16 protein-coding genes are annotated in these 17,848 nt (G+C 63.5%); 10 read left to right on the forward strand and 6 right to left on the reverse strand.

The genetic code is table 11. The features are described 5' to 3' along the window. Positions 1-49 precede the first annotated feature (49 nt). On the forward strand, positions 50-2,815 hold the full coding sequence (gene polA / locus ACX12L_RS00140; RefSeq protein ID WP_459260705.1) for a DNA polymerase I: 2,766 nt from the start codon (positions 50-52) through the stop codon (positions 2,813-2,815). A 16-nt stretch (positions 2,816-2,831) separates the two neighbouring features. On the opposite strand, the gene ACX12L_RS00145 is transcribed toward polA, so the two are convergent. Next, positions 2,832-3,761 carry a LysR family transcriptional regulator gene (locus ACX12L_RS00145; RefSeq protein WP_459260706.1) on the reverse strand — a complete coding sequence of 310 codons (930 nt, stop codon included), beginning with the start codon at positions 3,759-3,761 and terminating at the stop codon, positions 2,832-2,834. A 76-nt stretch (positions 3,762-3,837) separates the two neighbouring features. Between ACX12L_RS00145 and ACX12L_RS00150 the strand changes: the two genes are divergently transcribed. The 3 genes from ACX12L_RS00150 to ACX12L_RS00160 are packed head-to-tail and all read left to right on the forward strand — an operon-like array spanning position 3,838 to position 6,198. Then, entirely contained in the window at positions 3,838-4,653 is an 816-nt protein-coding gene (locus tag ACX12L_RS00150) for an SDR family NAD(P)-dependent oxidoreductase (protein WP_459260983.1), read from the forward strand. 32 nt (positions 4,654-4,685) lie between these two features. Beyond that, complete coding sequence (locus tag ACX12L_RS00155; protein ID WP_459260707.1) at positions 4,686-5,654, forward strand: Bug family tripartite tricarboxylate transporter substrate binding protein; 969 nt, start codon at positions 4,686-4,688, stop codon at positions 5,652-5,654. A 19-nt stretch (positions 5,655-5,673) separates the two neighbouring features. Beyond that, a complete protein-coding gene (locus tag ACX12L_RS00160) occupies positions 5,674-6,198 on the forward strand; it encodes a carboxymuconolactone decarboxylase family protein (protein WP_459260708.1) in 525 nt (174 codons plus the stop codon). Positions 6,199-6,205: 7 nt separating this feature from the next. On the opposite strand, the gene ACX12L_RS00165 is transcribed toward ACX12L_RS00160, so the two are convergent. After that, positions 6,206-7,201 carry a LysR family transcriptional regulator gene (locus ACX12L_RS00165; protein ID WP_459260709.1) on the reverse strand — a complete coding sequence of 332 codons (996 nt, stop codon included), beginning with the start codon at positions 7,199-7,201 and terminating at the stop codon, positions 6,206-6,208. A gap of 372 nt (positions 7,202-7,573) precedes the next feature. Between ACX12L_RS00165 and ACX12L_RS00170 the strand changes: the two genes are divergently transcribed. From ACX12L_RS00170 to ACX12L_RS00195, 6 genes are all read left to right on the forward strand, one after another. Next, complete coding sequence (locus tag ACX12L_RS00170) at positions 7,574-8,182, forward strand: TetR/AcrR family transcriptional regulator (protein ID WP_054257778.1); 609 nt, start codon at positions 7,574-7,576, stop codon at positions 8,180-8,182. Next, a complete protein-coding gene (locus tag ACX12L_RS00175; RefSeq protein ID WP_054257779.1) occupies positions 8,179-9,330 on the forward strand; it encodes an efflux RND transporter periplasmic adaptor subunit in 1,152 nt (383 codons plus the stop codon). The genes ACX12L_RS00170 and ACX12L_RS00175 overlap by 4 nt, the downstream gene beginning before the upstream one ends. Continuing rightward, complete coding sequence (locus tag ACX12L_RS00180) at positions 9,327-10,529, forward strand: ABC transporter permease (protein ID WP_054257780.1); 1,203 nt, start codon at positions 9,327-9,329, stop codon at positions 10,527-10,529. Before ACX12L_RS00175 ends, ACX12L_RS00180 begins: the two co-directional genes overlap by 4 nt. Positions 10,530-10,531: 2 nt before the next feature. Then, the gene (locus ACX12L_RS00185; protein ID WP_054257781.1) at positions 10,532-11,242 is read left to right on the forward strand and encodes an ABC transporter ATP-binding protein; all 711 of its coding nucleotides are present in this window, start codon (positions 10,532-10,534) and stop codon (positions 11,240-11,242) included. A gap of 98 nt (positions 11,243-11,340) precedes the next feature. Beyond that, positions 11,341-11,745, forward strand: a complete 405-nt coding sequence (locus ACX12L_RS00190) for a cytochrome c (protein ID WP_256497086.1) — start codon at positions 11,341-11,343, stop codon at positions 11,743-11,745. Next, entirely contained in the window at positions 11,732-13,243 is a 1,512-nt protein-coding gene (locus ACX12L_RS00195; RefSeq protein WP_256497083.1) for an efflux transporter outer membrane subunit, read from the forward strand. The genes ACX12L_RS00190 and ACX12L_RS00195 overlap by 14 nt, the downstream gene beginning before the upstream one ends. Here the strand turns inward: ACX12L_RS00195 and ACX12L_RS00200 are convergent. Genes ACX12L_RS00200 through ACX12L_RS00215 form a run of 4 tightly spaced genes read right to left on the reverse strand, consistent with a single transcriptional unit; the run spans position 13,230 to position 17,748 of the window. After that, positions 13,230-13,844, reverse strand: a complete 615-nt coding sequence (locus ACX12L_RS00200; protein ID WP_194117431.1) for a recombinase family protein — start codon at positions 13,842-13,844, stop codon at positions 13,230-13,232. The two genes, ACX12L_RS00195 and ACX12L_RS00200, sit on opposite strands and share 14 nt — an antisense overlap. A 60-nt stretch (positions 13,845-13,904) precedes the next feature. Then, the gene (locus ACX12L_RS00205) at positions 13,905-15,122 is read right to left on the reverse strand and encodes a TniQ family protein (protein WP_459260710.1); all 1,218 of its coding nucleotides are present in this window, start codon (positions 15,120-15,122) and stop codon (positions 13,905-13,907) included. Next, positions 15,119-16,027 carry a TniB family NTP-binding protein gene (locus tag ACX12L_RS00210; RefSeq protein WP_459260711.1) on the reverse strand — a complete coding sequence of 303 codons (909 nt, stop codon included), beginning with the start codon at positions 16,025-16,027 and terminating at the stop codon, positions 15,119-15,121. Before ACX12L_RS00210 ends, ACX12L_RS00205 begins: the two co-directional genes overlap by 4 nt. 2 nt (positions 16,028-16,029) lie before the next feature. Further along, a complete protein-coding gene (locus ACX12L_RS00215) occupies positions 16,030-17,748 on the reverse strand; it encodes a Mu transposase C-terminal domain-containing protein (RefSeq protein WP_459260984.1) in 1,719 nt (572 codons plus the stop codon). Positions 17,749-17,848 lie beyond the last annotated feature (100 nt).

Consider the following 17,848-nt stretch of genomic DNA (forward strand, 5'->3'; position numbering starts at 1 on the left):
CATGCGATTGTGCCGACTTTCCGGCGGTGCTTGTGTGCACAATCGCCCCATGAGCGACACCAAAACCCTGGTGCTGGTCGATGGTTCCAGCTACCTCTACCGCGCCTTCCATGCCATGCCCGACCTGCGCGCCGTGCCGGGCGACCCCGCGAGCGCGGCCACGGGAGCGATACGCGGCATGATCAACATGCTGCAGGCGCTCAAGAAGGAGGTGCACGCCGACTACGCGGCCTGCGTGTTCGACGCCAGCGGCCCCACCTTCCGCGACGCCATCTACCCCGACTACAAGGCCAACCGCGCGCCCATGCCCGAGGACCTGCGCGCGCAGATCGAGCCCATCCACGAGGTGGTGCGGCTGCTGGGCTGGCCGGTGCTGGCCATCGAGGGCGTGGAGGCCGACGACGTGATAGGCACCCTGGCCAGGGCCGCGGCCGGCCAGGGCATGCGGGTCGTGATATCGAGCGGCGACAAGGACCTGAGCCAGCTCGTGGACGAGCACGTCACCATCATCGACACCATGAACGGCAAGCGGCGCGACGTGGCCGGCGTGACGGCCGAGTTCGGCGTGCCGCCCGCGCTGATGGTGGACTTCCAGGCCCTGGTGGGCGACGCCGTGGACAACGTGCCGGGCGTCCCGAAGGTCGGCCCCAAGACGGCCGCCAAGTGGCTCACGGAATACGGCTCGCTGGACGCGCTGGTGGCCCACGCCGGCGCCATCAAGGGCGTGGCCGGCGAGAACCTGCGCGGCGCGCTGGACTGGCTGCCCACGGCGCGCGAGCTCGTCACCATCAAGACCGACTGCGACCTGAGCGGCCATGTGGCCAACCTGCCTGCTATGGATGCGATAGCTTTTGGCGCAGAGCAGACGGGCGATCTGGCCGATTTTTATCAAAAATACGGTTTCAAGAGCCTGGCCCGCGCGCTCAAGCCCGAGGCCGCTCCCGCCGGCGCCAGCGGCGACCTGTTCGACCCGCCCGATGCCAGCACCGTCGCCACCCAGGCCCAGCACCGCGACGTGGCCTACGACATCATCCTGGCCTGGGCGCAGCTCGATGATTGGCTGGCGCGCCTGAAGGCCGCGCCGCTGGCGGCCATCGACACCGAGACCACCTCGCTCGACGAGCTGCGCGCCGAGATCGTGGGCATCTCCTTCAGCGTGGAGCCCGGCGCCGCCGCCTACATCCCCCTGGCCCACGACGGCCCGGACGCGCCCGCGCAGCTGCCGCTGGCCGAGGTGCTGGCGCGCCTGAAGCCGTGGCTGGAGGACCCGAGGCACCCGAAGCTGGGCCAGCACGTGAAGTACGACCGCCACGTGTTCGCCAACCACGGCATCGACGTGCGCGGCTATGTGCACGACACCATGCTGCAGAGCTACGTGCTGGAGGTGCACAAGCCCCACGGCCTGGCCAGCCTGGCCGAGCGCCACACGGGCCGCACCGGCATCAGCTACGAAGACCTGTGCGGCAAGGGCGCCAAGCAGATCCCGTTCTCGCAGGTGCCCGTGGACAAGGCCGCGGCCTACTCCTGCGAGGACTCCGACCAGACGCTCGACGTGCACCGCGTGCTCTGGCCGCTGCTCGAAGCCGACGAGAAGCTGCGCGGCATCTACGCGCTGGAGATCGCCTGCAGCGAGACGCTGTTCCGCATCGAGCGCAACGGCGTGCTCATCGACGCGGGCCGGCTTGCCGCCCAGAGCCATGCGCTGGGCCAGCGCATCCTGCAGCTGGAGCAGGAGGCCTACGACATCGCGGGCCAGCCCTTCAACCTGGGCAGCCCCAAGCAGCTCGGCGAGATCTTCTTCGACAAGCTCGGCATGCCCGTCGTCAAGAAGACGGCGACCGGCGCGCGCAGCACCGACGAGGAGGTGCTGGAGAAGCTTGCCGAGGACTATCCCCTGCCCGCCAAGCTGCTGGAGCACCGCAGCCTGTCCAAGCTCAAGGGCACCTACACCGACAAGCTCGCGCAACTGGCCGACCCGCGCACCGGCCGCGTGCACACGCACTACGCCCAGGCCGTGGCCGTGACCGGGCGCCTGTCGAGCAACGACCCCAACCTGCAGAACATCCCCATCCGCACGCCCGAGGGCCGGCGCGTGCGCGAGGCCTTCGTCGCCCCGCCGGGCCGCGTGATCGCGAGCTGCGACTACAGCCAGATCGAGCTGCGCATCATGGCCCACATCAGCGGCGACGAGGCCCTGCTGCGCGCCTTCCACGAGGGCCTGGACGTGCACCGCGCCACGGCGGCCGAGGTGTTCGGCGTGGCGCTCGGCCAGGTCACGAGCGAGCAGCGCCGCTACGCCAAGGTCATCAACTTCGGCCTGATCTACGGCATGAGCAGCTACGGCCTGGCCAGGAACCTCGGCATCGACAACACGGCCGCCAAGAACTACATCGACCGCTACTTCCAGCGCTACCCCGGCGTGTGGCAGTACATGCAGGACACCAAGGCCCAGGCCAAGGCGCGCGGCTACGTGGAGACCGTGTTCGGCCGGCGCCTGTACCTGCCCGAGATCAACTCCCCCAACGGCCCGCGCCGCAGCGCCGCCGAGCGCGCCGCCATCAACGCGCCCATGCAGGGCACGGCCGCCGACCTCATCAAGAAGGCCATGGTGCAGGTGCAGGACGCGCTGGACGAAGCCAAGTCCGAAGTGCTCATGATCATGCAGGTGCACGACGAACTCGTCTTCGAGCTGCCCGAGGGCGACGTGGACTGGCTGCGCGCCGAGGTGCCGCGCATCATGGCCGGCGTGGCCGAGCTCAAGGTGCCGCTGCTGGCCGAGGTGGGCGTGGGGCCGGACTGGGACAAGGCGCATTGAGGGCCGCCGACTGCCCTCAAGACGGCGGAAGAATCCAGCCCGGATGCTTGTTCATCAGCCCCTGCGTGGTGGCCTTGACCTCCTCCATCGCCGCCAGGGCCACGGAGGTCGGCACGCCCAGCCTGCGCGTCACGATGCCCACGGAGCGCACGGGCCCGTCGGCGATCTCCGATAGCCGCAGCCCGCGCAGGCTGAGCATGGGCATCATGCCCAGGTAGGGCAGCACGGCGATGCCCAGCCCCTTCTTCACGAAGCCCGCGATCGTGCCCACCTGGTCGAACTGCATCTTGGGTCGGAACTCCACGCCGCGCTGCAGGTAGGCGGCGCTGATGTAGCGCATGGCCGTGCTGGCGTGGGTCATGCTGATGAGGGGCAGGTCCACCAGGTCGTCCAGGTGCATCGTCGGCTTCAGGCGCTGCCGCCAGGGGCCGCACGACAGCAGCACGAAGCGGTCGCGCAGCACCTCCTCGTATTTCAGGTCGGGGTGCGACGGCGCCACGGACGCCAGCGCGAAGTCCGCCTGGTAGTTCAGCAGGCGCTGGATGCACGCATCGTTGGAGCAGTCGTGCACGGTGATCTGGGGCAGGTGGTAGCGCCGTTCCAGCGCCGCGCACACCTGCGGCAGGATCACGTGGGCCAGCGAGGGCAGCGAGGCGATGCCGATGTGGCGCGCCTCGCGCTCGGCGGACGACAGCATGCGCTGCAGGCCCGCGTCGTACTCGCCCACCACCGCGCGCGCGATGGCGGCGAGCCGGCTGCCGCTGGCCGTGAGCTGCACGCTGCGCGTGGTGCGCTCGAACAGCGGCAGGCCCAGGGCTTCCTCCAGGTCGCGGATCGCCTTGCTCAGGGAGGGCTGGGTCATGAACAGCTGCTCCGCCGTCTTGCTGAAGTTCAGGGACTCCGCCAGCGCAAGGAACATGCGGAGTTGCCGGGGTGCGATATTCATTCCTTGATTCTATAAATGGATAGATAGAAAGAATTTCAAAAATATATGCCCGCTGCCTAGCATTCGCACCGTCGTGATGACCGATGAGGAGGCGGATGTGCTGGATCTGACGGGAAAGGTGGCCCTGGTGATGGGCTGCGGGGCGGTGGCCGACGGCTGGGGCAATGGCCGGGCCACGGCAGTGCTGCTCGCGCGGCAGGGTGCGCGGGTGTTCGGCACCGACCTGGCGCTGCCGCACGCGCAGGAGACGGCGCGCCTGGTCCGCGGCGAGGGCGGCACGTGCGAGGTGATGGCATGCGACGCCACGCGCTCCGACCAGGTGGCCGACGCCGTGGCGCAGTGCGTCGAGCGCTTCGGCCGCATCGACATTCTGGTGAACAACGTGGGCGTGTCGCAGCCCGGCGGCCCGGTGGATATGGACGAGGACGTGTGGGACGCGCAGATCCAGGTCAACCTCAAGAGCGCGTACCTCTCGTGCAAGCACGTCATTGCGCACATGCGCAGCCAGGGCGGCGGGGCGATCGTGAACGTGGCCTCGGTGGCCGGGCTGCGCTACATCGGCAAGCCGCAGGTGGCCTACGCGGCGGCCAAGGCGGGGCTGCTGCACTTCACGCACACCACGGCGGTGATCCACGCGGCCGAGGGCATCCGCCTGAACTGCGTGGTGCCCGGCCTGATGCACACGCCGCTGATCGAGGGGCTGGCCGCGAAGTACGCCAGGGGCGACACGCAGGGCTTCATCGACCACCGCAACAACCAAGTGCCCATGAAGCGCATGGGCACGGGCTGGGATACCGCCCACGCCGTGCTGTTTCTCGTGGCGGACGAGAGCCGCTACGTGACGGGCACGGAGATCGTGGTGGACGGCGGCCTCATCGCCGCCACGCGCTAGTTTTCAAAAGAACCATGAAAGGAGACAACACCATGATCCATCGCCGTATCTGGCTGGCCTGCGCTGGCGCGGCCCTTGCCTGCAGCGTGCTGCCCTCTGCCTGGGCGCAGGGGTATCCGGGCCAGTCCATCCGCCTGATCGTTCCGTTCGCGCCCGGCGGCGCGGTGGACCAGACGGCGCGCATCATCGGCAACCGGCTGGGCGAGGCGCTCGGGCAGCCCATCGTGATCGACAACAAGCCCGGCGCCAGCGGATCGGTGGGCGCGGGCGAACTGCACCGCGCCAGGCCCGACGGCTACACGCTGATGCTGGCGCTGGACTCGCAGGCGGTGAACCACCACATCGTCAGGAACCTGCCGTTCGACACCTTCAAGAGCTTCGACTACCTGAGCCTGCTGGTCACCACGCCGCAGATCCTGGTCACGCGCAACGACGTGCCGGCGAAGAACTTCGGCGAACTGGTGGCGTACCTCCAGGCCCACCCCAAGAGCTCCTACGGCTCGGCGGGCACGGCCTCGGCGGGCCATGTGAACAGTGCGCAGCTGTCCCTCGCCAAGGGCCTCAAGACCGAGCACGTGCCCTACAAGGGCGCCGCGCCGCTGCTCACCGACCTGCTGGGCGGGCACATCGACTACGCCTTCGCGGGCCTGTCGGTCATGCTGCCGCACATCAAGTCCGGCAAGATCCGCGCGATCGCGGTGAGCTCGCCCAGGCGCTCGGCGCAGCTGCCCGATGTGCCGGCGGTCAACGAATTCATCCCGGGCTTCGAGTTTCCCACCTGGATCGGCCTGGTGGCGCCGCCCGGCATGCCCGCGGACGTGCGCGGCAAGATCATCAAGGCCGTGCACGACGTGATGCATGATCCGCAGGTCGCAAAGCGCTTCGGCGACAGCGCGTTCGACATCGTGAACGGCAGCCCCGAGGACTTTGCCGCGCGCGTGCGCAAGGATTCGGACGTGATGGCGGATCTGGTGGCACGAAGAATCGTCACCGCCGACTGATTTCCAACCAAGGAGCACCATGGCCCGTATTCCCTACGCCGACTGCACCAGCGCCGCCGCGCGTCCGCTGGCCGACCGCATCGTTGCCGAGCGCGGCAGCATCCTGCACCTCTACCAGATGCTGCTGCACAGCGCCCCGGTGGCCGAGGGCTGGCTGGGCTACCTCACGGCCATCCGCCAGAAATCGAACCTGCCGGGCGACGTGCGCGAGCTGGTCATCATGCGCGTGGCGCTGCTCAACCATGCGCCCTACGAAGCCGACCAGCACGCGCCCATCGCGCTGCGCGAGGGCGTGTCGCAGGACAAGCTGGACGCTCTTAAAGAGTGGCAGGGTTGCCCCCTGTTCGACGCGCGCGAGCGCGCCGTGCTGGCCTACACCGATGCGATGACGCAGCAGGTGCAGGTCAGCGACGAGATCTTCGCCGCCGTGGCAGCGCACTTCGAGCCGCCGCGCCTGGTGGAGCTGACGGCCACGGTGGCGGCCTACAACATGGTCTCGCGCTTCCTGGAGGCGCTGCAGATCCACTCGCACGACGCGCGCTGACCCTGTTTCAGCCCGATGGCGCGACGCGGCCGTCGCCTTGCGGCAGGGCCGCGATCACCGTGGACCGCGGCCAGCACTGGCTGGACGAGAGCGAGACGATGGTGGCGAGCAGTTGCTCGTGCACCTTGGTCGCCGCGATCGACATGGGCAGGGTGGCCGAGCGGCAGGCATAGATGGAGCGGGACATCGCCGGTCGGCCGACGGGCAGCGCCAGCAGCTGCCGGGCGGCCAGCATGTCGTGGACGGCGGCGAACGACAGGATCGTCGAGCCGATGCCAGCGGCCACCAGGGCCAGGATTTCGTGGATGGTGTTCACCTCCACCACGATGCGGGGCGCGACGCCGGCCTTGGCCATGTAGGCGTCGAGCACGCGGCGCAGGCTTTGCGTCGTGGTGGGCAGCACCATCGGAAACCGCGCCGCGTCGTGCAGGGCCATGTGGGTCGCGTCGCCGGCCGGGCCGCCGCGGTGCCGCGCCAGCTGCTGCGCCGTGGTGACGAACGCCAGCTCCTCCTGCAGCACATGCATGAAGCGCATGCGCGCGTCGTCTTCCGTGCCGAAGGTCATGCCGATGTCGACCAGGCCGTGCAGCAGCTGCTGCGGTATGTAGCCCGAGCTCATTTCCACCATTTGCAGGTGGATCCGGGGCCACTGGCGCACCACCGCCTGCACCAGCGGCACCGTCACGAACTTGGCCACCGACTGCGGCAGCGCGATGGCGACCCAGCCGCCGGGCTGGTCGACCGCTTGGCGCACGTCGTCGTAGGCCACGTCCACCCGCCGCAGGATTTCCACCGCATGGCCCAGCAGGCGCTCGCCGACGGCCGTCAGCGCCACGCCGCGCGGATGGCGGTCGAACAGCGCCGCGCCCAGCTGCTCCTCCAGCTGCTTGATCTGCACGCTCAGCGCGGGCTGGGCGATGTGCAGGCTGTGCGCCGCCGACGAAATCGATCCGGCCGATGCGACCGTGACAAAGCTGCGCAGGGCGCGAAGGTCAAGTCGCATGGCTGTCGGGAAAGAGCGTGCTACCCATACTTTTTCATTATGCGCGGGATACGAAACTGGTCTTTGTCAAATACCTGCCGGCGCCACAGACTGCCGCCATCGCGATTCGCGAGATATTTTTCAAGGAGATGTGTCATTTTCAGAAGACGACCGCACCAAACATCAGAAGTCGATTGCACTGTGCCGGTGAAAGAAAAAAACTGACTAAATTCAGTACGCGCTAAACCTGCCTGTAGGGGCCAACCGACAAGCTGGGTACCTTGGCTCGGGGTCGAACTTGGCGTTGAGTTCATTGGGCGCTGTCAGATAGGGTCTTGCTCTCATCACACAACCTGCTATGATAGTAATAGATGACTTTCTTTTGGATTGGCGATGAGCGAACACCCTAAGCACCTTCCGGCTGATGAACGGAGAGCGGCCACCGTAGAGGCGGTGATCAATCTGGCGGCTGAGCAGAATCCCAGCGACATCACCACCACGGCGATCGCGCAGCGCATGGGCCTGACCCAAGGCGCGCTGTTCCGGCACTTCCCCACCAAGGATGCCATTCTCGAAGCAGTGATGACATGGGTGGCGGAACGTCTTCTTTCCCGAGTAGACAGGGCGGCACAGAACGTGACTTCTCCTCTTGCCGCGCTGGAAGCGGTCTTCATGGCTCATATCGACTTCGTTTCCGAGCATCCGGGTGTGCCACGGATGCTCTTCGGAGAATTGCAGCGGCCCGGAGAAACACTCCCTAAAAGGATGGTTCAGACCTTAATTCAACGGTACGGAGAACGCTTGCGCCATCTACTGGAGCGGGGCAAGGCGATAGGCGAGCTTGATGCCAACCTCGATATCGAGGCTGCCTCGGTATCGTTCATCGGCTCCATCCAGGGCTTGGTGATGCAGTCACTCATCGCGGGTGACGCCGCTCGCATCCGTCGCGATGCCTCTGGTGTTTTTGCAATCTATCGTCGTGGCATTGGGAGTGAGTCATGAAATTTCCACCCTTACAACGCCGCACACTGGCACTTGTCGTAATCATCATTCCGCTTCTACTACTTTTCATCTATGTTGCTTTGCGTTCAGGGCCATTGGCTCCTATTGCAGCTACTGTCAGCACGGTAGAGTCCCGCTCCGTTGCCCCAGCATTAGCTGGTATAGGGACAGTACAAGCGCGCTTTACTTACAAAATCGGCCCCACCGTTGCCGGGCGCGTCAAGCGGTTGGATGTGCATGTCGGCGATATCGTTAAGGCAGGGCAAGTGCTCGGTGAAATGGATGCGGTGGACCTGGACGATCGCGTTAGCGCTCAGCAGGCTGCAATCAAGAGTTCCGAAGCTGCACTTCGACAGGCTGCGGCCAAAGAAACTTTCGCGCAGACACAGGCCACACGCTATGAGCAGCTTTTATCGGTGCGTGGCACCAGCGAAGAAACGGTAGTCACCAAACGGCAAGAACTGGCTGTGGCGAGCGCGGCATTGGTCGCCTCGCGAGAAGATATCGCGCGTCTGCGCGCAGAGTTGGAAGCGCTCCGCGCTCAACGCGGAAACTTGCGGTTGGTGGCACCGGTTGCCGGACTGGTCGCAGCACGCGATGCAGACCCTGGCACCACGGTGGTGGCGGGGCAAGCGGTAATCGAAGTAATTGACACCGCAAGCCTGTGGGTTGATACACGCTTTGATCAAATCAGTGCCGAGGGACTGGCTATAGGGCTTCCAGCCAAGATTGTTCTGAGATCACGGCGATCTCAGGCAGTGGCGGGACACGTATTGCGAATCGAGCCTCGTGCCGATGCCGTGACTGAGGAAACCCTGGCAAAAATCGTTTTCAACGCGCCTCCAGTACCTCTTCCACCATTGGGTGAGTTGGCGGAGGTGACTGTGCAACTGGGCGAATTGCCTGCCGCGCCGACCATCTCCAATGCCGCAATTCGGACAGTCGATGGAAAACGCGGTGTATGGAAGCTGGTTGAAGGAGGTTTGACTTTCACTCCGGTCGTGCTGGGCCGCTCCAGTCTTGATGGCCTGGTTCAGGTGCTCGAGGGCTTGAGCGTTGGCGACCAGATCGTGCTCTACAGCGAAAAGACACTCAGCGCCAAGAGTCGGATTAACATCGTCGATCGTCTGCCAGGAGTCTCACCGTGATAAGCCTGGCCGGACGTGACATCCTTCATGCCTGGGGGAAATTCATCTTTACGGGCATCGGCCTGGGCCTGTTGATTGGCGTCACGCTGACCATGGCGGGTGTGTATCGCGGCATGGTCGATGACGGTAAGGTGTTGCTGGACAACAGTGGTGCCAACTTGTGGGTGGTACAGAAAGATACCCTGGGCCCTTATGCCGAGTCTTCCAGCATCCCTGATGACCTGTGGCGCAGCATCCGCACCCTGCCGGGCGTCGCAGAGGCCGCCAATGTGACCTACCTGACCATGCAGGTCGGAAGAGGTGAAAAGGATGTGCGCGCCATGGTCGTGGGCATTGCGGCAGGCGAACCGGGAACATCGGGTTGGCCACCTCAATTGGTCGCGGGGCGCCAGATTACACGTGGCCACTATGAGGCGGTCGCGGACATCGCCACCGGGTTTCGGCTGGGCGATGAGGTGAAAATTCGCCGCAACCATTACACAGTAGTTGGCCTGACCCGCCGCATGGTGTCCTCCAGTGGCGACCCAATGGTGTTCATCCCACTCAAGGATGCGCAAGAAGCGCAATTCCTCAAAGACAACGACGCCATTCTGATGCAGCGTCGCCGCACCGAAGCCAATCCGGCCTTTAACCGCCCCGGCGTGCCTGGTCTGCTCGATGCTGTGATTGCCTCACAAACCAGTAACAACTCGGTAAATGCGGTGCTGGTGCGTATCCAATCTGAATACTCCCCGCAGGAGGTGGCTGAACCGATACGGCGCTGGAAACGGCTCACGGTTTATGACCGCGCGCAGATGGAAGAGATTTTAGTGGGAAAACTCATTGCCACATCCGCCAAGCAAATCGCCATGTTCCTGGTGATTCTGGCTGTGGTCAGCGCCGCCATCGTGGCGTTCATCATCTACACCCTGACGATGGACAAAATTCGCGAAATCGCAGTGCTCAAGCTCATCGGCACACGCAACCGCACGATTTCGGGAATGATCTTGCAGCAGGCGTTGGTACTTGGGGTCATCGGTTTTGTCGTTGGCAAGATCACGGCTACCTTCGCTGCACCCTTGTTTCCCAAATACGTATTGCTGATGCCCATTGATTCAATCTTGGGTTTCTTCGCGGTGATGGTTATTTGTGTGCTGGCCAGCGTTGTCGCCATCCGTATGGCGCTGAAGGTCGATCCGGCCGAAGCGATTGGAGGCTGAACATGACGGCAAAAGGCATTCACATCGAAGGCTTGAGCAAGCGTTACGGAGAGGGAGACACTGCGGTTCTCGCCTTGAAGAACGTGAACATGCAGGTTGCGCCGGGCGAGGTGGTTGGTCTGATCGGCCCATCCGGTTCCGGCAAGAGCACGTTGCTCAAGTGCCTGGGAGCCGTGATTGACCCCACCGCCGGTCGCATGGTGCTGGGAAACGAGGTGATTTTCGACGATGAATGGAAAGTGCGCGACCTGCGGGCTTTGCGCCGCGACAAGATCGGTTTCGTGTTTCAAGCGCCGTACCTGATCCCGTTTCTCGATGTCACCGATAACGTGGCGCTCTTGCCGATGCTCGCGGGTGTCGGCAATGACGATGCGCGAAAACGCGCGCTCGAACTGCTCACCGCGCTGGATGTGCAGCACCGCGCCAGGGCCATGCCGTCACAACTCTCAGGCGGAGAACAGCAACGCGTGGCTATTGCTCGCGGCTTGGTCAATCGACCACCAGTGATCCTGGCTGATGAACCAACAGCACCGCTGGATTCGGTGCGTGCGATGTCTGTCATCCGCATCCTCAACGACATGGCTCGGCGTTTTGAAACCGCCGTCATCGTCGTCACGCACGACGAAAAAATCATCCCGACGTTCAAGCGCATTTACCACATCCGCGATGGCGTCACTCACGAGGAAGCGGGTGAAGGGCGCAGTTTTGAATGACTGCACCACTCGTTATCGATGTCGCTGAGAAAAGAAGAGGTCTCATGAACAGCACTAAAAAACCGTTCCTGGTCATTGCCACCGTGCTTTTCACGGTGATGACCATATCAGTCAACCCTGCTGGCGCGCAGGCAGAATCCGCAAAGCCGATGGCGCTACGTGGTGTGATGGACAAATTAGGCCGCGACATGCAAGCCATTACAGGCGCAATTTCCAAGGAAGAGTGGGCGGTGGTTGCCGAGTTGGCGCCGAAGATTGCCAACCACGCAGAGCCTCCCGTCGCGGAAAAAATGCGCATTCTTGCTTGGCTCGGAACCGATGCTGGGAAGTTTCGCAGCCACGATGGGCAGACGCACGAATCTGCTACAGCTATGGGCGACGCAGCCAAGCGTGGTGATGGTCTAGCCGTTATCTCTGCTTTTTCGAAGGTGCAACAAAGCTGTCTCATTTGTCATCAGAGCTTCCGTAAGCCGTTCCTGGAGCATTTCTATGAAAACCGATGACCTGACTTGCACGGGCCAATGCACGAAACCCAGTCAAAGTCCAGCCAGAGCCCTGACATCTCTCGCACTTGTTGGTTTGTTGGCTGGTTGTGCGGTCGGGCCTGACTTCAAACGCCCCGAAGCGCCGACTACATCCAAATACACCGTTGCCACCATGCCAGCGCAAACCGCCTTGTCCACAATCCCCTTGGGGGAAGTGCAAACCCTCCGGGTCGGTCGGGAGGTCAGTTCGGAATGGTGGCACAGCCTGGGGTCATACAGACTCGATGCACTGATTGCATTGGCTTTACAAAACAGTCCCACGTTAGCCTCCGCAAAATCGACACTGCGGCAGGCGCAGGAGCTTCATGCTGCGCAAGCGGGATCAACGCGCTACCCCCAAGTCGATGCGAGTATCGGTGCGCAACGCCAACGCATGAGCTCCAGCGGTCTCGGATTGGCCGGCGAGGCACGTGAGTTCAGTCTTTACAACACCAGTGTTGGCGTAAATTACCGCCTCGACTTGGCCGGAGGGAATCGTCGTGCGCTGGAAGCGCTGGCCGCTCGTGTGGACTACCGGAGCCATGAACTGGCGGGCGCGCAACTGACCCTTGCGGCAAATATCACCACCACCGCCATTGTCCGAGCAAAACTCGCGGGTCAGCTTGCGGCCACCAAAGCGATGGTCGAAGCACAGGACGAGCAGATCAATGTCACCCGCGAGCGGGTGCGTTTTGGTCAAGCAGCACCGGACGAACTGCTTGCACAGCAAACGCAGACCGAACAGACTCGTTCTGGACTACCCCTGTTGCTCAAGCAACTGCAACAAAGTGAGCATCTTCTGGCTACGCTTTCCGGCCAGGCCCCTGGTGACGCGAAGGTGCCGGATTTCACTTTGGCCGAGTTCAAACTGCCCACCGAATTGCCTCTTGTGATGCCTTCTGATCTGGTGCGCAGACGGCCTGATATTCAGGCGGCAGAAGCATTGCTTCACGCGGCGAATGCCGAATATGGGGTGGCGATCGCCAAGCTGTATCCACAAATCAACCTCAGTGCAAACCTTGGCTCACAAGCACTCACAACCGGGGCTCTTTTTGGCGGCAACTCTGCTGTTTGGAGTGTGCTGGGGCAGTTGACCCAGCCACTATTCAATCCGGGACTACCCGCAGAAAAACGGGCATCGCTGGCGGCATTGGATGCCGCAGCGGAAAATTATCAGGGCGTTGTGCTCGACGCTCTGCGCAACGTGGCGGACACATTGAGCGCACTGGAGCACGATGCACAGGCATTGAGTTCACTCGCGTTTGCAGACTCAACTGCACAGTCTTCCCTTGAATCCACGGGGCGTCAGTATGCGCTTGGCGCAGCCAGCTACACGCAATTGCTGATTGCAAGGCAGCAGGCTCAACAAAATAGCATTGCCTTGGTCGCAGCGCAGGCGCAACGACTTGCCGATAGTGCCGCTCTATTTCAGGCGATGGGTGGTGGTTATGATGGAATGAAGGTCAAGCCTTACTGAGCAACTTCGTTCCGTCGGAACGCAACTGACCGGAGGGTGAAATATGCCGATACAAGGTCTGCCGGGTAATCCCGAGTTCCTGGCACAAATCGCTGACCTTGGTTTCCGGTTGCCCCATAGCCGCCATGGCCAAGCGCAGCTTGGCCGCCGTCATCTTGAACGGCCGCCCGCCTTTCCGTCCGCGTGCCCGTGCCGACGCTAAACCGGCAACTGTGCGTTCGGCGATCAGCTCGCGCTCGAACTCGGCCAGCGCAGCGAAAATGCCAAAGACCAGTTTGCCGGCGGCGGTCGTGGTGTCGATGGCCGCGCCGTGGCCGGTCAGCACCTTGAGGCCGATGCCATGTCCAGTCAGGTCATGTACGGTGTTGATCAGATGCCGCAGGTCGCGGCCGAGCCGATCCAGCTTCCACACCACCAGCGTATCGCCATCGCGTAGCGCTTTCAGACAGCTTGCCAAACCGGGCCGATCCTCGCGCTTCCCGGACGCTTGATCCTCGTAGAGATGTGCCGGATCGACGCCGGCAGCAATCAGCGCGTCGCGCTGCAAATCGGTCGCTTGAGAGCCGTCCGCTTTCGATACCCGCATGTAGCCGATCAACATTTTGCACCTGTCACATATACGTTCGATTATGTGACAGTGTGCGCCGGAAAGCTCAGGCCGTCAAAATTTGTCACTTAACCGGTCATTTTGTCTAAGACATGCAAAGGGTCCGTCAGGCTCATAATGTGACAGAAATTCCGGGGGAATGCCTTCCTTCGCGAAGGTGGCGCGCAACTGTTCCAGGGAAGCTGGGTCGCGCCGACCATAGGAAGCCAACGCAAACAATGAGCGTGCCGTCTCGGGGTCGTACCGCGCTTCAATGATGGCCTCGTCGATGGCCTGGACTGCACGCTGCCTGTGATTGATGGGTTCGGGCTTCGGCGCTTTCGTCGGCAGGCCACTGGTGAACCCGGTTTGGGGCTCGGACCAGAATAGCTTTGCCTCCTCGCCTGGCGGGCTTATGTCCCTCACCTCAATCAAGCTGATTGCCGTTGCCGCCGCCTCCAGCATCTGCAACCGTACTGCCGGATTCAGGGTTTCATACGGTCGCCACAGACTTTGCCCAGCACGCAGCGGATGCCCGCAGCCTTCCCAGGCTTGGCGGAGATACCCCGCGCAGGTTCCGCACGCGGAAAGCGGGGTGTTCAGCTCATCGAGCAGCGTGCGTAGCAGCCGAAACCACAATCCGGCGTGGATGCTTCGGCGCGGCAGCTCCACGTGACCGGTTGTCAGTGCCTGCCAGGTACGCTGGTCCATCGCCGCAATCGCGTCGCTGGCGGTGCGCGGTTCGGCGTCGGCGTTCTCCCAGCCGATAAACCGCCCTGGCACGCCCCAATAGGATTCCAGCCAGCAGCCATGCAGCGGGCAACTCAGCATCAGGGGCAGCTTCCACGCGAGCAGTACGGCTTGGTTCTCCGGATCGTTCAGGCAGAGCGGACAGGCGCGGTTTATCGGCTGGCTGGGCAGCCAGGCACGCCAGCTCGTGATGGATCGCGTCTTACGGCGGAATCTCGGCAGCAGTACCGAGAGCTGGAACGCATAGGTTTCCAATGCGGCTGGAATCTGATCATCAAGGCCGTCCAGTAGCCAAGGCACCCAGCCAGCGAAACTCATGCAGCGCAGCCGATCCAGCTCGATACCGCTCCGCTGGGAGAGCATCGCCAGCAGCGCCAGTGGTGGCGCGGTGTCCAGATCATCAACCTGGCCGTGACCAAGATCGTGCTCCAGCAGCTCGGACACTTCCATGTGATAGCAAAGGGCCACGCGGTTGAGCCACGAAGACAGGGCTTCGCCTTCCCTGGGTACCGGATGCAGTGGCCAGCGCGCCGCTGGCTTCACATCAGTTCCCGCTCGAATTGCCGCCGCCGCTCACTTGGGCCGGTGTAATCGGCCATGCTGAGCGTGCGGTGGTTGATCGCTTCCTCGCCGCTCTCCACGGCGACGATGGCCGCCGCCATCAGCAAGTGCGCCAGTTCGCCGATAGTGCCCTCGCTGCGTGTGAGCAGGTAGCGAGCCATGTCCAGCGTGGCAATCGACGAGGGTCGCCGCAATGGAAGCGAAGCGGCGAAGCTGGCCAGCAGTGAGCAGCAATCGTCGTTGGCCTCCCACACCGGCAGCATCATCGGCTCGAACCGATTTTCCAACTGGTCATCCGAGCGGATCGCCAGGTAGGCGTCGCGCGTGCCGACCCCAACCAGCGGGATGCGCAGCTCATTGCCGAGGAAACGCAGCAGGTTGAGGAATTCCCGGCGGTTGACGCTGTTGCCGGCCAGGACGTTGTGCAGTTCGTCGATCACCAGCATGCGCACGCCGACCTTGCGCAGCAGTACCAGCGCCAGTTGCTCTATTTCCGGCAGCCGTGGGCGCGGTCGCAATGGTGCACCCATCGCCGCAAGCAGCGCAACGTAGAAGCGGATCACCGACGGCTCGGACGGCATCTGCACGACCAATACCGGGATGTGCTCCTGGTCGGCGTCAGAGCTGGCCGGGTGGGCGCGGTGGAACTTCTCGACGATCATCGACTTGCCGTTGTTGGTTGGACCGACCAACAGCAGGTTGGGCATGCGTTGTTTGTTTGGCCACGTATACAGGGCTTCCAGCCGGTTCAACGCCTCGACTGCTCGCGGATAGCCGATCCAGCGGTCGGCGCGCAGGCGATGGATGCGCTCGTCCGCCGGGAGACGGGCCAGGCCCTGGGCCGCCGGCAGCAGGTGGGACAGGTCGATGATGGGATATTCGTCCACGGCTACCACTCCTCAATCTGGTCGAACGGTTTGGCAGGTGGCTGGTTGTCCGCCTGCGCGTCTGCCATGTCCGTGTCCGCTGGTGGCGTGGCTTTGATAGGTTGTTCCGTTGACTTGAGATGCTGGCGTCGATCCGCGTCGCGCCGCGCCTTGCGCGTGGCTTTCTGCGCAGTGGTCACGATTTCGCGCATCTGCCCGATCATGCGGAACAGCGCCGACTCATCCACCTGTTCGCGCCCTTGTTGCCGCAATTTCGCCAGTGCCTGCCGTTGCTCCCAGAGGGTGACAGCCGGGTGCGACAAGGTACGGTATGGAATTTCCAGATAGTGCTGCCCCTCCGGCTCCAGCACCCAAATGCGGCTAATGTCGCGTGGGTCGCGCCGGATCAGGAACGCAGGCAGGCGGTCGCGCCGAGCTATCCACGGCTTGAGCGCATCGGCGTAGTAGTGGATGTGGTCGATGACGAAGCCAGTGCGGGTCAGGGTGCGGCGGAGGACGGGCAGGAAATCGACCAGAAAGGCAGTGGCGCGGGTGACGACGGTCGGCACGCCGACGCGCGCCACGGCCTCGGCCCAGCGCGCCGCCGGTGGCTGAAGCAGACCGTTGTGCACCGAGCCGTGGTAGGTGCCGACCGCCAATGTGAGCCAGCGCTCCAGCTCGCGCAGCGTCAGGGCGGCCTTATTTTCGGAATCGTAGTCGCCGCGCTGGTCCGGGTTGGAGAAGGTTGTTCCCGGTAGATCGTCGTGGATCATCTGCATCGCCGTGCCGATGATCCGTTCCACGATGCCGCCATAGTGCGGCTGCCCGAGAGGCCGATAGTCCAACCGGATGCCATGCTGCTCGCAGCCACGGCGCAGCGCCTCGCTCTTGAATTCGGCCGCGTTGTCCAGGTAGAGCAGCGCGGGCTTGCCACTCATCGGCCAGACCATTTCCACGTCCAACCTTTCCAACCAAGGGCGCTTGTCGCAGGCGACATGCGCGAGGCACAGACCAACCGAAACGGCAGACGGTGCTTCCAGCGTGACGACAATGCCGAGCACGCAGCGGGTGAACACGTCGATGGCGAGGGTCAGGTACGGACGGCCAATCGGTTGCCGGTCGCGCTCGTCCACCACGATCAGGTCGATGACTGTGTGGTCGATCTGCACCTGCTCCAGCGGTGCGGAAACTGGCGGCGGAACACCACCGGCACCTTGCAGGGTGCGGGACGCATCTTGGCCTTCCCGAAGGCGAGTGGTCTTGAGTGGATCAAGGCTGGCGATCCGCAACGCCACCGTGTTGCGCGCCGGCACCCGCAGCTTCTGCAGCTTGCACGTCCGCGCAACTTCGCGGTGGAAGGCCGCCAGGCTGCGCTTCTGCTTGGTCAGGAAGCGCTTTTGGAGCAACTCGCGGATGATTCGTTCGACCGACTCCGGCAAGCGGCCTTTACCTTTGCCACCGCTCGACTGCCCAAGAGCCAAGTCAGTGACCAGTCCCGAACCTTGCCGGGCACGGCGGATCAGGACGTAGACCTGCCGCCGGGACAAACCCAGTGCCTGGGCTGCCGCGTCGGCCGCTTCATGCCCGACCGTCTCCGACTGCGCCAGCGGCCCAATGATCTCCGCACGACGACGCGCACGCTCCCATGCCTGTTCTGGCAGGGTGGCTACGCCGTGCTCGGCAATCGGTACGGTATCGGTCGCCATGCTCACCTCGCTTTGGTGCACACGAGTATTAAGCATAGACGAGATTGGTGCAGCCGACTGCTGATATCGGTCTGTCATGAGTGGGCTGCACAACAGCCGTTATGCCCATTCAATTGGTGCAGTCGTCTTCTGAAAA

Source organism: Alicycliphilus sp. T452, assembly GCF_054512775.1.

What these genes read in the sequence shown, in the direction of transcription:
- ACX12L_RS00150 (WP_459260983.1), top strand. Translation starts at nt 3,838, where the DNA reads ATGACCGATGAGGAGGCGGATGTGCTGGATCTGACGGGAAAGGTGGCC.
- ACX12L_RS00175 (WP_054257779.1), top strand. Translation starts at nt 8,179, where the DNA reads ATGAAATTTCCACCCTTACAACGCCGCACACTGGCACTTGTCGTAATC.
- ACX12L_RS00185 (WP_054257781.1), top strand. Translation starts at nt 10,532, where the DNA reads ATGACGGCAAAAGGCATTCACATCGAAGGCTTGAGCAAGCGTTACGGA.
- ACX12L_RS00200 (WP_194117431.1), bottom strand. Translation starts at nt 13,844, where the DNA reads ATGTTGATCGGCTACATGCGGGTATCGAAAGCGGACGGCTCTCAAGCG.
- ACX12L_RS00145 (WP_459260706.1), bottom strand. Translation starts at nt 3,761, where the DNA reads ATGAATATCGCACCCCGGCAACTCCGCATGTTCCTTGCGCTGGCGGAG.
- ACX12L_RS00160 (WP_459260708.1), top strand. Translation starts at nt 5,674, where the DNA reads ATGGCCCGTATTCCCTACGCCGACTGCACCAGCGCCGCCGCGCGTCCG.
- ACX12L_RS00215 (WP_459260984.1), bottom strand. Translation starts at nt 17,748, where the DNA reads ATGCTTAATACTCGTGTGCACCAAAGCGAGGTGAGCATGGCGACCGAT.
- ACX12L_RS00195 (WP_256497083.1), top strand. Translation starts at nt 11,732, where the DNA reads ATGAAAACCGATGACCTGACTTGCACGGGCCAATGCACGAAACCCAGT.
- ACX12L_RS00190 (WP_256497086.1), top strand. Translation starts at nt 11,341, where the DNA reads ATGACCATATCAGTCAACCCTGCTGGCGCGCAGGCAGAATCCGCAAAG.
- polA (WP_459260705.1), top strand. Translation starts at nt 50, where the DNA reads ATGAGCGACACCAAAACCCTGGTGCTGGTCGATGGTTCCAGCTACCTC.
- ACX12L_RS00170 (WP_054257778.1), top strand. Translation starts at nt 7,574, where the DNA reads ATGAGCGAACACCCTAAGCACCTTCCGGCTGATGAACGGAGAGCGGCC.
- ACX12L_RS00155 (WP_459260707.1), top strand. Translation starts at nt 4,686, where the DNA reads ATGATCCATCGCCGTATCTGGCTGGCCTGCGCTGGCGCGGCCCTTGCC.
- ACX12L_RS00165 (WP_459260709.1), bottom strand. Translation starts at nt 7,201, where the DNA reads ATGCGACTTGACCTTCGCGCCCTGCGCAGCTTTGTCACGGTCGCATCG.